This is a genomic window from Chryseobacterium sp. ERMR1:04 (assembly GCF_001297705.1).
Lineage (GTDB): Bacteria > Bacteroidota > Bacteroidia > Flavobacteriales > Weeksellaceae > Chryseobacterium.
Genome location: NZ_LIRF01000008.1, coordinates 775688 through 791540, shown reverse-complemented (window position 1 = coordinate 791540; position 15853 = coordinate 775688). Strand labels below are relative to the sequence as shown.

The window sequence follows — 15853 nt, the reverse complement described above, 5'->3', positions numbered from 1 at the left end:
ATCAAATTTTAATTTTATCTAAATTCAAACACTTTTCAATATTTTTTGTTGTTCCACTTTTTCTTTTTTCATCTGAATTAAAATCAATTGCTAGAAAATGAGTACAGTTTGAAATTGCATAATTGTCTCTTTCTAAATCAGAAGTAAAGCCTCCTTTAATTTCCCATTTTCCAGCTTTTGTTTTAAATGTATTAGAAAAATATCTCGGTTTTTCTCCGATATGAAGGATGCTTACCTTTTCAGATTTATCTTTTATATATTCCATCATTAAAGTATCAACTCCACAGAAATCTCCCATGATAAATTCACATTCAGAAAGATCGAATTCTTTTAATCGCTCAATATAAAACTGATTAAATTTTTCCCAAGACAAATTCCCGTTTCCAAAAACATATATTTTTTTCATTATTACGTTGTGTTTTCATACCTTCTGCTTTAGGTTTTGGCTAAAGCCGTTGAAATGTATTCTTTATTAAAATGGGCTAAAGCCCATTCCTATTGATTTATGGTTTATGTTTAATTTATTTTCTTTTAAAATTAATCAATATTTTTCATCAATTAATTTGCTTAAAATCCTTTGAATACGGAGAATAAGATCTATACACCTCATCAAAATTTACATCAAGATTTTCTATTTTAAATTCTTCATCCAATTGATCTAAACATGTTACAACCAGATTTTTCTTATTGGCAAAAACATAAGCTTCATCCAATTTCAGAGCATAATTTAATAAGTCATAATCTAAATTTCCAAAGCGAAGATCCTTTTGATATTCGTTGAATAGGCAGGTTTCTTCTTCATTATTTCTTAATATTATCTGATTTTCATTACTCATCCATCCGCTTCCGTGACGGGTTGAATAACTTCTTGTCACGTAGAACATTTCTATATTTTCAATCTTCAATAATTTACAAACTTCGTAGGCATTCTTTGATGTTGTATTCGCAAAAGTTACATTTGGAAAAACGCCATGATCCATATCCAATAAAATTCCCTGACTTCCTTCAAAAATAAGATTGTTAAATGAATTCAGATAAGAATAGCCTTCAATTTTCCAATCAATTATATCGATGGCTTCTAAAAAATCCTGTAATGCATTTTGGATTTCTTCTCCTTCTTCAAAACCATAATAATGGGCGATTCCTTTTAATTTTTCAATTAACATTGATCTTGGACTTATTAAATCAATCGCAAATAATTTAAACGGACTTTCTTGTCTTTTCATCGTAGCTCCCACTCCTTTTCCACAGGTTCCGTGTTCTAAGTTTTTGGTGTTTTTTCTGTTACTCAAAACATCGAATGGCGTCGTGACTTTTGCCAACGGATGAATATGCAGTTCAACATTTCCGTTCTTTTGTTTTAATTCTTCTCTTTCATTCCATAAAAAAGTTGGATGAATGGTGCAATGTTCCGTAAAATAAGAAGGCAAACCGCGCAGCGCTCCACTTCCAAAACTTGAGTGAATATGCTTTTTATCATCAATCATCACCGTATGCGCCGCCTGCTGCCCGCCAGAAAACCGAATAACTACAGACTCAGGATTTTGCTGAGCCAGAAAATCTGTAGTGATTCCTTTTCCTTCATCACCAAAACCTAAGCCTATAACTATTTGTGCTGTTTTCATTTTTTAAAACATTTGAATATTATTAAATCCTCCTAAATCTACTGATCTTGAAGATTCATTTTTATATCGGTTGCAAACAATTTCTTTAATCACATTCGGAACGTCTCTGTAATCTTCTATCGATAAACAGTTTTGTCCTAACAGATCTTTCCAACCTTGATCTGCTCTAACCGCTTGATCTGAATGCAAAACACTGATGTGAAAAACATCGTATTTTTTTTGAACTTCTTTCAGCAATTCGGTATGCGTAAAAGTGTGTTGCCCCGTTCCCATAATTTCTCTGATCGCAGAAGCCGGAAGTGTTTTCAAGCATGGTTCATCACCTACCGTAAACAATAGTCCTTTCTGATTTCTCTTTTCAAAAGCATCGGTTCTGGTGTGAAAAGCGGCAAAATACCAAGCCAATAAATAACTTTCTCCAGCATTTCCTCCACCGCCTGATTCAATATAAGTTCTGGTCAGCCACATATCCAATTCTTCATCTCCTGATTCAAACTGACCCACTTGCAAAGGATATCCGTCACATTCATGATCGCCTATTCCTAAGAACAAAAGAGCAGGATCAGGAACGCCTCCCTGGATAATTCCACCCATTAACTTGGGTAGCCCGTCTTTAATTAATTCATGAGGAATATGTCCCATACTTCCTGTAACATCCAATCCTAATATAATAGGAACTGAATTCGGGTGAACTACAGAATCTCTTGATTCTCTAAAAGAAATACCATTAGGATTCATTGATTCATGTGCCATTCTTTTTGCATTCTGAGTGAAAATTTCACTTGCAGATTTTGATGCATATCCTTCTTTTCTTGCTCTGTCATAACGAGCGTCCATGTCGTATCTTGTACTTCCCATAACTAAAATTTTTTACCAAATAAATATTCAAATCTTTTTGTTGAAACTTCCAGTTGAATATTCAAATTTCTGATTGTTAATGATAATTCTATGTCTCTCTGAACGAATGCTTCCGGCTGAAAATCTGCAAATGTTAAACTGTTTTTGTCTAACGGACTGATATCAATAAGACCTTCCTGTTCGCGTTCCAGTCTTTTTATTTTCAATTCAATATCTTCAACTCGGCGTCTGTATATCAACTCTGAATCTTCACCGATGGTTCGGGCCCGATCTTCTCTAATCTGATCATTGTTTCTTTGTAATGATTCGATGAATCTTGGTTTTAAGTCTTCTTCCATGTTTTATATTTTTATTTGTGTCAATATTACACTAATTAAAAACTGCATAGTTTTGCCTTAATTCTTTACGAATTTCTTTTATCCTTTTAACAAATCCCTTACTTCCATTAAAGCAAAACCTAACAAGTTTTCACCATTCCAAAGAAGTGGGTTTGCTGCTTTTGGATCTGTTTCCAACATTCCGATTCCCCAAATCGTATCGTATGGACTAGCTTCTACCAAGATTTTATCGTTTGTTGACAGAAGAAATTCTTTGAACTTTTGATTTTGGGAGAATTTTAAAAGATTTCCTTTTCTCACGATTTCATACTTCTCTTCATTCCAACGTTGCGGATCAAAATTTTTAACTTTTCTTCCTAAGCTTTTAGCCTGATTGGGAGAATCTGCTTTTAAAATCTCTTCTATTATATGATGATCATTAAATAATTTTGCCTTTCCCGCCATCATGTAATGTTCTGCTGTTTTATATTCAATTCCATTTTCTTCAAATTGGAAAGGAAACCATTGACTGAAACAAGATTTTGTAATCTCATCTTTCACGGTGTGTCCCCAGAAGAATAGAAAGTCTAACTTTTCTTTTCTCTGAAACTTCTCAATTGTATTTTGTAAGGTATAGTTCATGTTTGTGTTATTGTTACACAAATGTAAAACAATATGCTTTTATCTGCCAAATATTATTTGTGTTATTTTTACACTAAATACATAATTAGCTGATTTTCAATAATAAAAATCATACACACAGATTAATAAGCAATGTTTTCGTTTAATAAATATTGAAAAACTTAATAAAACTAAATATTTAGTTATGTTAATTAGAGTTGAAAAAATGAATTTTTAGGGTACTTTCAAGACTGAAATTGAGATAAAGGAAAGCTACTTGATTTCGAAATAGAAACCTTGCTCTTCCCATTCTTTATATTTTTCCTGATTGAAGGTAAATAATTTCCCGGGTCTTCCGCTTCCTTCTTTTTTAAAATTATTCGTTTCCTTAAGAAGTTCGTAGCTCATTATCTTTTTACGGAAATTTCGGCGGTCGATTTCTTTTCCAACAATGGTTTTATATAAATTTTCAAGATCTGAAAAAGGGAATTCTTCATTCAGAAGATTAAAACCGATTGGTTGGTACTGAATTTTCGTACGAAGTCTTTTTAACGCAATATCAATAATTTTATCATGGTCAAAAGCAAGCTTAGGAAGTTTGGTAACACTGAACCATTGTGCATCTTCTGCATCAGAGTCAGCAAACAGTTCATGGTAAGAAGGGTTCACTAAGCCCAAATAAGCCACAGAAACCACTCGATTCCTAGGATCCCGACCTACGTTACCAAAAGTATAGAGTTGTTCCAAAAAATCAGGCTTTATGCCCGCCTCTTCGTGAAGCTCTCTTTTTACAGCATCATCGAGATTTTCGTCATCTAAAACCAAGCCTCCTGGAAGCGCCCACCCGCCCTTGAAAGGTTCTATTTTTCTTTTGATTAAAAGAATCTGAAGGTCTTTCTTATCAAAATACCCGAAAACAACTGCGTCTACAGCAACTTTTATATCCTGTAATTTTTTTGGAGAGCTCATGTTTGAATTTGCGTTATGAATACGCAAAAATACAAAGAATATTCTTACTTTTACCAAATAATCCTCATGAAAACATTTTTTTACAGTCTTACAGTCTTCTTATTATTCAGCTGCAAAAAAGAAAAATCTTTTGCAGATAAGATTATCCTTCACGATAGCCATCATGAAAAACTAAACTATCAACAGTTTAATGAAGGGATAGATGAAGCAGGGACCTGTATAATCTATGTGGGAAAAGACACCTCAACTATTGAGTTGAAATATTATATGGGAATGATGGATCCACCACCTCCTCCATTAGGATTTGTTCCTGACAGTTCCTATAGAAAACGAGAACAAATGCTTACCGGATTTTTTTATCATCATTTTAACCGAATTAAATCTTCTGAAAAGCCTGTCACATTTGACTCTTTATCTGGACAAAATATAGAAATGAGTTATAAAATTAATGACACTATCCCAAAATATGCTTACAATCTAGAAACAGGAACAATCAAAAAATACAAAGCATTCCCAGTTTTTATAAAAAATATTTCAGGTAAAAAATTAATCCTGCAGGAGTTTAAATCTTTAACTCTAGCGGTTTTAAATGATCAACAAAAATGGCAGATGCTATCCAACGACAATGTTATGGTATGTGGTGACAGCAGGATACAATACCAATATTGGGAATTTAATCCTAATGAAATAATGGTTTTGTCTGTAAACTTTCTGAAAGGAAAGGATAAGGGAAAATTCAAAATATTTTTCTATGATCACTCAACTGAAGCATTTTTAATGAATTATGACAAAAGCATCATTGAAAAGCAACGAAATCTGTTTGAACTGAAATAAAAAATCCACAGAAAAAATCTGTGGATTCAATATTAAAAATGCATCTAAATGCTTAATCATTTAATTTCAAAACAGCCATGAACGCTGATTGTGGTACTTCTACTCTACCAATCTGCTTCATTTTCTTTTTACCTTCTTTTTGTTTCTCTAGCAATTTACGTTTTCTGGAAATATCTCCTCCGTAACATTTTGCCGTAACGTCTTTTCTTAACGCTTTAATCGTTTCTCTTGCAATCACTTTCGCTCCTAACGCTGCCTGAACTGCAATATCAAACTGCTGTCTAGGAATTAGTTCACGAAGTTTTTCACACATCTTTTTACCGATGTAATATGCATTGCTATCGTGAATCAATGATGATAAAGCATCTACCATATCTCCATTGATCAGGATATCCATTTTTACCAATTTTGAAGAACGCATTCCGATGGGTGAATAATCGAATGATGCATATCCTTTAGAGATAGATTTCAAACGGTCATAAAAGTCGAAAACAACCTCAGCCAAAGGCATATTGAACGTTAATTCTACTCTGTCTGCTGTCAGGTAACTTTGGTTTACAATCTCCCCTCTTTTCTCAATACAAAGCGTCATTACAGAACCCACAAAATCAGATTTAGTAATAATTGAAGCCTTGATATAAGGCTCTTCCACTCTGTCTAAAAGATTGGGATCAATCATTTCAGATGGGTTATTGATCAATATCGTTGTTTCAGGATCTTTCTTTGAATATCCGTGGTAAGAAACGTTGGGAACAGTTGTAATAACATCCATGTTAAACTCTCTGTCTAAACGCTCCTGAACAATTTCCATGTGAAGCATTCCCAAGAATCCGCAACGGAAACCAAAACCAAGTGCTGCTGAACTTTCCGGTTCGAAAACCAAAGAAGCATCATTTAGTCTTAATTTTTCCAATGAAAATCTTAACTCTTCAAAATCTTCAGATTCAATAGGATAAATCCCTGCAAAAACCATTGGTTTTACTTCTTCAAATCCATCAATCGCCGCAGCTGCAGGATTTACAAAAGAGGTAATGGTATCACCTACTTTTACTTCTCTTGCATCTTTAATTCCGGAAATAATGTACCCTACATCACCACAGTGAATGGTTTTCTTAGGAACCTGCTTTAATTTTAAAGTCCCTACTTCATCTGCACCATATTCTTTTCCTGTTGCGAAAAATTTGATTTTCTCATTTTTAGAAATACTTCCGTTTACGATTTTGAAATAGGCTTCAATACCTCTGAACGGATTGTAAACTGAATCAAAAATCAATGCCTGAAGCGGTGCATCCGGATCTCCAACCGGAGCTGGAATCTTCTTCACAATATGCTCAAGCAATTCATGAACTCCTTCTCCCGTTTTACCGGAAACTCTAAGAACATCTTCATACTTACATCCTAAAAGTCCCATAATCTCGTCGGTAACTTCTTCTGGATTTGCTGATGGAAGATCTATTTTATTAAGAATCGGAATAATTTCCAAGTCATTTTCTAAGGCTAAATACAAATTACTAATTGTCTGCGCCTGGATACTTTGTGCAGCATCTACAATAAGAAGTGCGCCTTCACAAGCAGCAATAGAACGAGAAACCTCATAAGAGAAATCTACGTGTCCCGGTGTATCAATTAGGTTTAAAATATATTTTTCTCCATTAAGCTCATAATCCATCTGGATAGCGTGAGATTTAATCGTGATCCCACGTTCTTTCTCCAAATCCATATCATCAAGCGTCTGAGACTGTAATTCTCTCTGAGTAACGGTATTGGTATACTCTAAAAGACGGTCCGCCAAAGTACTTTTACCGTGGTCAATATGAGCGATTATGCAAAAATTTCGTATGTTTTTCATTTAAGAACTATGTAATTTGCAAAGATAAAAAAAAGAGAGACAAATCCTCTCTCTTAAATTTTTAGTGTGAAATTAATTTTTAAAAGTTTAAGTTTTATACTTAATACTCAAAAATATACTCTCCCGTTAAAGGACTGATATATACTTTTTCTTTTTTATCATATTATTTATTTTTATCAAAGCCTTCCGGTAAAATATAATTCCCAGTAAGCTTATCAATTCCTACTCTATAATACAGAGCATTCTGCCTTCTGATTTTTGTGGCCGCAATATTTATTACACCTACTACCAGACCTCCAATAGCACCAGCAGCTCCTGCTCCTACGATAATCGGGGTACTGCTATACTGCGGAAAAATTTCTTCCTGAGATGCCATTATAAAAATTCCTTCATTATCTTTTTCAATTTCAATGATACTTATAGGTGTCTTTTTATAAGCAACTCCGTTATCGATGATTGCAAAAACATCTTTACTTAGATTATCATAACCATCAACTCTTTTCACTCCTTTAATCACCCCATCTTTATTCTTCTTTACTGCAAGTTCTTTATCCGGATTTTGTTCTGCAAATGACTTATAATCTCTATAAACTCCATCCGTAAAAGACTGGGAGGTGTAAATCGGTAGCTGTTCTGATATTACCTTTTCATAATTTCCAAGTTCAGTCTCAGAGACAGCTATATTCAACCCTGCTTCAGTATATGAATCCTTTATAATATTAGCTAATTCTAATGATATTTTGGCTGCTATAGCTCTCGTGATATAAGCATGATCTTTCTGCGGATAATTCTTTGAAATTTTAATTTTTTTTAAAAAATAAAATTTCTCATTTCTTTTTAAAAAGGTAGAAACCTGCATTTCCAAATGTCCCATAACTGATCTTTCAGTAGGTATATCCTTAACCTTTAGATCTTCTAGTATAAGGAAATATTTAGTATTTCCCAGCACCTTATTATCTTCTAAAAACCAATCTGAAAATAATTTTTCCAGATCATCTTTTTCAAATTTAACCTCGTAAGGTTCTTTTCTGTGTGAAACTATCCCTATGGTTTTATCTTCTCGTCTGTCGATTAAAGTAAGAGAGTTTGCAAGTTTATTTTTATCTTTTATACTTTGCCTAAGCTCTATAAACTGAGTTTTTTGGGCAAACAATGACCCTGAAAATAAAAGGAATAATAGAATTTGTTTCATCGTTTTTATATTTCCCGCAAAAATAAGAATTAGTTTAAAATAAAAGACTCTCACAAAACGTAAGAGTCATTATTTTATTCATTCGAAAAATCATATTCTCCAGTTAAAGGATCAATATACACTTCCGCTTTTTCATCTTTTTTCATTTTATTTTGTCTCAACCCTCTTTCAAAAATACCGACAAGCCCAACAGCTAAGCCTCCATACATTCCTCCTTGAGCGCCACCAACACTTACAAAAACAGCTGAGTTTCTAACTGGTAAAATAAATCCTCTATTGCCTATCAAGTAAAATCCTTTTTCATTTTTATCTAATTCTAAAAATCCAGAATAGGTCTTCTTATAAGCCTTCCCATTTTCCACATACACAAACATTTCATTAGCAGAGATTTTATCTTTCTTTCCATTTTCATCTTTTACCGCCCTCAAAACCTCTCCTCTGCTATTTTTCTCAAGAATATATATTCCTTGCTCCGGAGTTTGATTAAAAAACGAAATATAATTTAGATAAACGCCATCTTTTAATTGCTCGTTTTTATACGCTTCAGAATTATTTTTAACATACGATTCATAGTCTGTAAGAGCATCAATTGTCACTGAACTTTCCACAGGTTTCATTGTATAAGTCTTCTTCATAAACATCGCAATGATGACCGGAATATTCTTTACAACCACTTCAGAAATATTTTTATTCTTAAAACTGTAAACCGTGTCTTTTTTGTATAAAAATCTATAATGATCTTCTTCTTTCAGAAAAGTTTGTGCTGAAAAATCAACGTTCGCTTCTGTTTCTTTTCCATCCGTTTCACCCATTGATGTTTTTAATCTTTTTAAAACCAGAACCAATTCATGTTTGCCTCCTTTATGATTACTTTCTGTATACCATTGACTTAAAAAATGATCTACGGTTGTTGGGAAAACAATTTCTTTCATTTCTTTGTTATCACCGAAAGGCATCTCTCCTATTTTCTTGTCTTCTCTTTGGTCTATAACAGCAAGAGATTTATAGATATTCCCTTTTGGATTGGAAAGGTTTCCTCTTTCCTTAATAATTTCCTGAGCCTGCGAAAATGATAGAATAGATATGAAAATGAATGTGATTTGTAAGATTTTTTTCATGTGATAAAAGGTTTTATCAAAAATAGCAATTTGTTTAAAATCAAACGACTCTCACAAAAAAAGATTTGTAAGAGTCGTCCAACATTAAAAAAATAAACTATTATGGGGCTTGCTTCGGTCCTGTAGCATTGTGGTTTCCGTGAGGTTTTCTTTCGTTCATTTTATCTCTCATCATACCCTCAGATTGAAACAACTTCAAGACTTTCTGGCAAGGAATAACTTCCTGCATTTTATCTGCGTATTTTTTTCTATTATCTAATAACTTTTGCCCTACTTCAAAACTTTGCTGCAATTTTGCTTTTGCTTCATCGTCTGATAAAGTTTCAGGGTTAAAATTAGAATTAAACTGGCTTTTTATTTGTTTCTGGTTATCAAGATATTCATTGTAAAGCTGCGTAAATTCAGCCTTATCACTTGCTTCAATATCCAGATTATCCATCACCATATTATTCCTGAATTTAGCTAAAAGAGTTTTTCTTTCTTCTGGAGAAAGATTATTTATTACCTCTTTTCTTTGTTTAGGGTCCATCTTTTTCCAGTCATAATCCGTTTTTTGGGCATTTAACCCAAAACCATAAATAATAAAAAGTGTAAATAATATCTTTTTCATCTTTCTTTAATTATATAAATCCAAATAAACATCCTGAGTAGAATTGCTTGCTAATTCTGAGATTTCAGAATTAGAAAACGAATCTAAATATTCATTAATTTGAGTTTCATTTTTCTTAGAAACTGGTTTCGCTATTTTTGGCGTAGCAACCTCTTTTGTTTCAGTTGCTTGCGAAACAAAATTTCTACTGTTTTGATTAACAACTATTTGATTATTATTTTCAACAGAAGTTAAATCAGATTTCAATGTTTCATAAGCCAACTCACTTTCATTTTTTGGTGCTTGGGTATTCGCAGCATACGTGGCTCCAGAATTACCTATATTTTTTGTTGAATCATTATTTTGATTAAAAACAAAACTAGCCCCAAAAATCAAAGCCAATGATGCAGCCACTGCATATACCCAATTCAGTTTAAAAATAGGTGCTTTCGTATTGGCTTTCACATCATTCATTACTCTTTCCTGAATGTTTTCAAACAAATTATCAGGAACCTTGTAAATGTTCTTACGTTCTAATTTTTCTATATCGAACTCTTTCATGTCTTTTCGTCTCAAAAATTATTTTTCGTAATTTTCTTTTATATATTCTTCAATTTTTTGCTTGGCATAATGATAATTCGTTTTTAAAGTCCCTACCGACATATCTACAATTTTTGATATTTCTTCGTAAGGCAAATCATCATAATACCGCATCATAAATACCAGTTTCTGCTTTTCAGGCAGACTTTGTATAGCGCTCTGTAATAGTACCTGTATCTCTTCTGCATCCGTCTCTGTGTTATCAGCCACAAGGTTCTGCATATAATATTCCGGATCTTCATCCGTCTTTTGCATTTTCTTTAACTTGTTTACCTGCTGTAATGCTTCGTTAGTAGCGATTCTGTACAGCCAGGTGTACAACTGACTATCATTTTTGAACTGATGAAAATTCTGATATGCTTTAATGAATGTTTCCTGCAAGGTATCTTGCGCAAGATCACCATCCACAATAATTCTTCTTATATGCCAATACAATCTACTTTGATAAGCATCCATCAACGCGCGAACTCCTTTCTCCTGAGTTCGTGGGTTTTGCATCAGCGTAATAATCTCCGCGTCCTTAATCTTCATAAGATGCTTTCATTGTTTTGGATTACAAAAATAATGGAAAGTTAAATTACTTATTCAATTTTTAGTCCAAATATTGAAATAATATCAGACTGTTACGTTTTAAACTTGAAGCAGCGGGCAATAAGCAGATTTACAAAAACTTCCATCCTCTAGCGTTCAACTTCCTTTTTCAACTCAGCTTAAAATATTATCTTTGTTTTATGCAAATTGTAATTATTGGTTCCGGAAATGTAGCCTATCATCTGGCAAAAGCTTTTGTTCTGAATAACATTCCATTAGCTCAGATTTTCGGAAGAAACGGAGCAGAACTCGATAAGATTTCTGAAGAATTAAATATTCCTTATTCAACAGAAAAACTAGAAGACGCAAATCTGTATATCATTTGTGTAAGTGACAGTTCTGTAGAAAATGTGTCTAAGATCATTACTAAAAAAGATTGTCTGGTTGTGCATACATCCGGATCGCTACCCAAAGAAGTTTTAGTAGGAGCGTACAGAAAATCAAGCCTTTATCCTTTACAGACTTTTTCTAAATCTAAAGAATTGGATTACAAAAAGATTCCTTTCTTCATAGAGACTGAAAATGAAGAAGATAAAGCGCTCCTTTTTGAAATTGCCTCTAAAATTTCCAACAATGTAATGGAAAGCACCCACGAAAAGAGAAAGTATATTCATTTAACCGCAGTTTTTGCCTGCAATTTTGTGAATCATCTTTTTTCAAGAGCAAAGGAAATTTCAGATTCTCAGGAGATTCCGTTTGATTATTTTTTACCGCTGATTGATGAAACCGTTCAGAAAATCCATGAAATTGAACCCAAATCTGCACAAACCGGACCTGCCGTAAGAAATGATGCACGTATTTTGCAGTTGCATGAAGAATTATTGAAAGATGAAAGTCTGGAGATCTATAAAACAATGAATCATTCTATTAAAAAAATGTATGAGTTATAAAGAGAAATTAAAAGATATAAAAGCATTTGTATTTGATGTAGACGGAGTTTTCACAGATGGAAGTGTTTATTTGATGCCTGGAGGAAATATGTCTAGAGTAATGAATGTTCTGGATGGCTATGCTGTTGTTAAAGCATTAAAAAACAATTATTTAATCGGAGTCATTACAGGAGGGAATGATGAAATGGTAAAACACAGAATCAATTATCTTGGAATTCATGATTATTATGCAAAATCTCATAATAAGATGGTTGATTTTGAAGATTTTAAAAAGAAATACAATCTTAAAAACGAAGAAATTTTAACAATGGGAGATGACCTTCCGGATATTCGTATGATGGAGACATCTGCTATTGCAACGTGTCCCGAAAATGCAGTTCCTGAGGTGAAAGGAATTTCCGACTACATTTCTCCAAAACAAGGGGGAAGTGGGGCAGTACGTGATGTCATTGAGCAAGTAATGAAAATTCAGGGAACCTGGCTGGAAGATAACACACAATCTATATAATTAACTGATAATGAAATTACTATTAGCATCACAATCGCCACGAAGAAAAGAATTACTTTCCAGTTTAGGATTTGATTTCGAGGTGGTAAAAATAGATTGTGAAGAAATCTTACCCGAAAATATTGAAATAGGAGAGGCGGCAGCGTATTTAGCTGAATTAAAAGCAAATGCATTCAGAAATCTCGTAGACGATGAAGTTTTATTGACTTCAGATACCGTGGTAGCCATTGATCATCAGATTTTGGGAAAACCAAAAGATGAAGCAGATGCAAAGAGAATGTTGCAGAAGCTATCTGGAACAACGCATCAGGTTTATACCGGAATTACCATCAAAACAATCGATAAAACCATTACAGAAACAGATGTAGCAGATGTAGAACTTGATGATATTTCAGATGAAGAAATAGAGTATTACGTTCAAAACTACAAACCTTTCGACAAAGCAGGAAGCTATGGCATACAAGAATGGCTTGGAATGGCGAAAATTAAAAAACTATCCGGTAGTTTTTATACGATAATGGGACTTCCTACCCATTTGGTTTACAAAATTTTGAAAGAAATATAAGTATTTTCAATATAAAATTTTATTATTTTTACAAAATCATCAATCTTTTGATAATAAAAAGTAAATTGGCTAGTTATATTGAGTAATGAAAAAAAATATCCTATTCCTTTTAGCAGCTTGTATCGTTCTCTCTTGTGGATCAAAACCCAAGAGGCCCGACCAGCGATCGAAGTTCATGAAAGGGTTTTCCACATATTACAATACACTATTTAACGCTAAAGACGCGTTGAACAGTGAATTTACGAGTAGAGATAAAGCACATAAAGATAATTTTTATGCCCCTTATATTCCTATTCTTACCTTTGAAGACCAGCCTCTAGGCAGTGATCTTGGGCAATCTTCTGCATTTGCTGAAAACACCATGAAAATGGCGGAAGTAAATAATTCAGGAGGTAGAAATGCTCCCGGAAGACCTCCAGGTGCTCCTCCGGGGATGCCAGGTAACAATAATGGCAATAATCAAAACAATCAGGTAGAACAAAATGGCCAGCAAGAAAATAAAGGTGCTACCGTTTTAGAAATTGCAGAAGCAAAAGCCTTAAAAGCGATCAATAAATATTCGGTGATCAAAAATGGGGAAGAAAAGAACAAAAAGATCTTTGATGCTTACATTATCCTTGCACAATCAAGAATTTACCAAAACAAATCTTCAGAAGCTTTAGATGCGTTGAACTATGTTTTCACGCATATGAAGGATGATAAAAGGATTGCTTTAGCCAAAATTTATCGTGGAGTAGCCTATGATCAAAAGAAAGATTATCATAGAGCTCATGAAATATTTTCTCTGTTAAAAGGAGAGGATATTGGTAAAAATGATAAAAAACTATTAAGTATTTATTATGCTGAATCTCTTTTAGATGCAGGAAAGAAGGAAGAGGCTGCAAAAGAGCTTGATAATGCTTACGAATTGAACTCCAACAGAAAACTGAAAAGTAGAATTGCCTTCTTAAGAGGTCAGGTTTTAGAAGGGTTAAATCAAAATGAGAAAGCCAGAGAAAGCTTCATGGCTGCCTATAAATATGCTAATGATTTCGAATTTGAAGTTAAATCTCAAATAGAAATTGCCAAAACTTTTAACGGAAAAGGCGATTATGAAGGAGCAAGAAAATATTTGGAAGGTATCAGTAAAAAAGGAACTTACGGATCTAGAAAGAACGAATTTTACTATGCGCTAGGGCTAATGGCCAATAAAGCAGGTAAGAAAAAAGAAGCGCAGGACCTTTTCAAAAAATCTTTAAAAGAAAAAGTTTCAGACTTACAGGTTCGTGGTTTGGCTTACTATGAAATAGGGAAGGATTACCTTGATAAAAACGATTATATCGGAGCCGGAAGTTATTATGACTCAGCACTTGTTGCGATGACGTATGAGCCTTCAAAAATTCTTTTACAGGAACAGTCTATCAACATCAAGAAAATATCAAAAAACTATTATCTGATCAAGAAAAATGACAGTATTCTTTCTTTAGCGAAGATGTCTGAAGCTCAAAAAACTGATTTTTTCACCAAGCATATCGCTAAATTAAAAGTAAAAGAAGAAAAAGAAGAGATTGAAAGAAGACGTGCAGAAAGAGCGAAAGGCTTTGATACAGGAGATTATAGTGCAAATTCTATTTTTGCGAATAGTTCCAACTCTTTTGAAAACTTTGGAACTTCAGCAAAAGGATTTTATTTCAGCAATACAGGAACGGTATCAAAAGGATCTTCCTCATTTAAGCAAGTTTGGGGAGATAGAGCGCTTGTAGATAACTGGCGTTTCTCTAAAAAGATGAGCTCTATTGATGATATGAAGAATGAAGCGTTGGGCGTTACTTCAGCACCCAATCCAAGACGTTTTGAGCCTAGTTTTTACATCGAACAGATTCCTACTGATCTTGGTAAATTAGATCAACTTAAAAAAGACAGAGACACGGCTTCTTTAGGCTTGGGAATTATGTATCAGAACTATTTTACCAATACTCCTTTAGCCACTAAAACATTGTATGATCTGGTAGATGTAAAACCTGAAGAAAAAGTAATGCTACAGGCTTTATATGAGATCTTTGCCATGAATTATGAGAAGACACCTCAGTCTTCAGAACGAGCAAAACAGATCTTATTAAAAGATTATCCTTATACATCTTACGCAGAGTTTGCCAGAAACCCTAAAAACAATTCGTTTGTAAAATCTTCAGAAGACGTTCAAAATGAATATAAAAAGGCGTATGCTTTGTTTGAATCTGAGAAATTTGCAGAAAGTAAACAGATATTGGACCAAGCTCTTGTGAAATACCCGAAAGATGCCTTAGTCCCAAAAATGTACTTATTGAATGCCTTTAATAGCGGAAAATCGAGCGGTAAGGAAGTAATGATTCTACAGCTAGAGCAGATTGCTTTAAATTACGCTAAAACCCCTGAAGGAATCAAAGCCAAAGAGATGCTTAATTACCTGAAAAGTGAGCTTTCGTTCCAGGAAACGGATACTAAAGGAAATACCCTTCAGAAACCGGGAAGTAAGCCATTACAGCAACCCACTTCTCAGAATATGGATAATAATGGGGGGCAAATGAATAATCAAAATGTAAATGTACCACCATCTACGCAGCCATCAGCACCAGCGCAGACTGTCAATAGCAATGCAATGCTTTTAGATGAGTCTACCCCTGCACCGCCGCCTACTCAGCCAGGCAGTACTCCGGGGCAGAAGCCTCAAAAAACAACTCCGGCAAAAACTAAATAAAATAAGAAAAG

Annotated in this window: 17 protein-coding genes; 5 read left to right on the top strand and 12 right to left on the bottom strand. The window is 33.7% G+C overall.

Annotated elements, in window-relative coordinates; translation table 11 throughout:
• Position 1 precedes the first annotated feature (1 nt).
• The 6 genes from AMQ68_RS20855 to AMQ68_RS20830 all read right to left on the bottom strand — a co-directional run bounded on the left by AMQ68_RS20855 (position 2) and on the right by AMQ68_RS20830 (position 4390).
• Positions 2-406, bottom strand: coding sequence for a hypothetical protein (locus tag AMQ68_RS20855; RefSeq protein ID WP_054512511.1), 405 nt, complete (start codon positions 404-406; stop codon positions 2-4).
• A 148-nt stretch (positions 407-554) separates the two neighbouring features.
• Positions 555-1625: an adenylosuccinate synthetase gene (locus AMQ68_RS20850; RefSeq protein WP_054512510.1), complete on the bottom strand. Its 1071-nt coding sequence runs from the start codon at positions 1623-1625 to the stop codon at positions 555-557.
• 3 nt (positions 1626-1628) lie between these two features.
• The gene (locus AMQ68_RS20845; protein WP_054512509.1) at positions 1629-2483 is read right to left on the bottom strand and encodes a hypothetical protein; all 855 of its coding nucleotides are present in this window, start codon (positions 2481-2483) and stop codon (positions 1629-1631) included.
• A gap of 2 nt (positions 2484-2485) precedes the next feature.
• The gene (locus AMQ68_RS20840; RefSeq protein WP_054512508.1) at positions 2486-2821 is read right to left on the bottom strand and encodes a hypothetical protein; all 336 of its coding nucleotides are present in this window, start codon (positions 2819-2821) and stop codon (positions 2486-2488) included.
• A gap of 78 nt (positions 2822-2899) precedes the next feature.
• The gene (locus AMQ68_RS20835; protein WP_054512507.1) at positions 2900-3442 is read right to left on the bottom strand and encodes an NADAR family protein; all 543 of its coding nucleotides are present in this window, start codon (positions 3440-3442) and stop codon (positions 2900-2902) included.
• A 252-nt stretch (positions 3443-3694) separates the two neighbouring features.
• Positions 3695-4390: an NUDIX domain-containing protein gene (locus AMQ68_RS20830; protein WP_054512506.1), complete on the bottom strand. Its 696-nt coding sequence runs from the start codon at positions 4388-4390 to the stop codon at positions 3695-3697.
• A gap of 66 nt (positions 4391-4456) precedes the next feature.
• Between AMQ68_RS20830 and AMQ68_RS20825 the strand changes: the two genes are divergently transcribed.
• Positions 4457-5224 (top strand): hypothetical protein, encoded by a 768-nt coding sequence (locus AMQ68_RS20825; RefSeq protein WP_123905748.1) that lies wholly within the window; start codon positions 4457-4459, stop codon positions 5222-5224.
• Between the two features lie 52 nt (positions 5225-5276).
• Here AMQ68_RS20825 and lepA read toward each other — a convergent pair whose 3' ends face one another.
• The 6 genes from lepA to AMQ68_RS20795 all read right to left on the bottom strand — a co-directional run bounded on the left by lepA (position 5277) and on the right by AMQ68_RS20795 (position 11103).
• Positions 5277-7073 (bottom strand): translation elongation factor 4, encoded by a 1797-nt coding sequence (gene lepA / locus AMQ68_RS20820; RefSeq protein WP_054512504.1) that lies wholly within the window; start codon positions 7071-7073, stop codon positions 5277-5279.
• Between the two features lie 163 nt (positions 7074-7236).
• Complete coding sequence (locus AMQ68_RS20815; RefSeq protein ID WP_054512503.1) at positions 7237-8265, bottom strand: hypothetical protein; 1029 nt, start codon at positions 8263-8265, stop codon at positions 7237-7239.
• Positions 8266-8339: 74 nt separating this feature from the next.
• Positions 8340-9383 (bottom strand): hypothetical protein, encoded by a 1044-nt coding sequence (locus AMQ68_RS20810; RefSeq protein WP_054512502.1) that lies wholly within the window; start codon positions 9381-9383, stop codon positions 8340-8342.
• 100 nt (positions 9384-9483) lie between these two features.
• Positions 9484-9993, bottom strand: coding sequence for a hypothetical protein (locus tag AMQ68_RS20805; protein WP_054512501.1), 510 nt, complete (start codon positions 9991-9993; stop codon positions 9484-9486).
• Positions 9994-9999: 6 nt separating this feature from the next.
• Complete coding sequence (locus tag AMQ68_RS20800) at positions 10000-10533, bottom strand: hypothetical protein (protein WP_054512500.1); 534 nt, start codon at positions 10531-10533, stop codon at positions 10000-10002.
• A gap of 18 nt (positions 10534-10551) precedes the next feature.
• Positions 10552-11103: an RNA polymerase sigma factor gene (locus AMQ68_RS20795; RefSeq protein WP_054512499.1), complete on the bottom strand. Its 552-nt coding sequence runs from the start codon at positions 11101-11103 to the stop codon at positions 10552-10554.
• Positions 11104-11303: 200 nt separating this feature from the next.
• Between AMQ68_RS20795 and AMQ68_RS20790 the strand changes: the two genes are divergently transcribed.
• The 4 genes from AMQ68_RS20790 (at position 11304) to AMQ68_RS20775 (ending at position 15842) form a co-directional block, all read left to right on the top strand.
• Positions 11304-12053 carry a Rossmann-like and DUF2520 domain-containing protein gene (locus tag AMQ68_RS20790; protein WP_054512498.1) on the top strand — a complete coding sequence of 250 codons (750 nt, stop codon included), beginning with the start codon at positions 11304-11306 and terminating at the stop codon, positions 12051-12053.
• A complete protein-coding gene (locus tag AMQ68_RS20785; RefSeq protein ID WP_054512497.1) occupies positions 12043-12561 on the top strand; it encodes an HAD family hydrolase in 519 nt (172 codons plus the stop codon). The genes AMQ68_RS20790 and AMQ68_RS20785 overlap by 11 nt, the downstream gene beginning before the upstream one ends.
• A 10-nt stretch (positions 12562-12571) precedes the next feature.
• The gene (locus AMQ68_RS20780; protein WP_054512496.1) at positions 12572-13126 is read left to right on the top strand and encodes a nucleoside triphosphate pyrophosphatase; all 555 of its coding nucleotides are present in this window, start codon (positions 12572-12574) and stop codon (positions 13124-13126) included.
• Positions 13127-13211: 85 nt separating this feature from the next.
• Positions 13212-15842: a lipopolysaccharide assembly protein LapB gene (locus tag AMQ68_RS20775; RefSeq protein ID WP_054512495.1), complete on the top strand. Its 2631-nt coding sequence runs from the start codon at positions 13212-13214 to the stop codon at positions 15840-15842.
• The last annotated feature ends 11 nt before the right edge of the window (positions 15843-15853 follow it).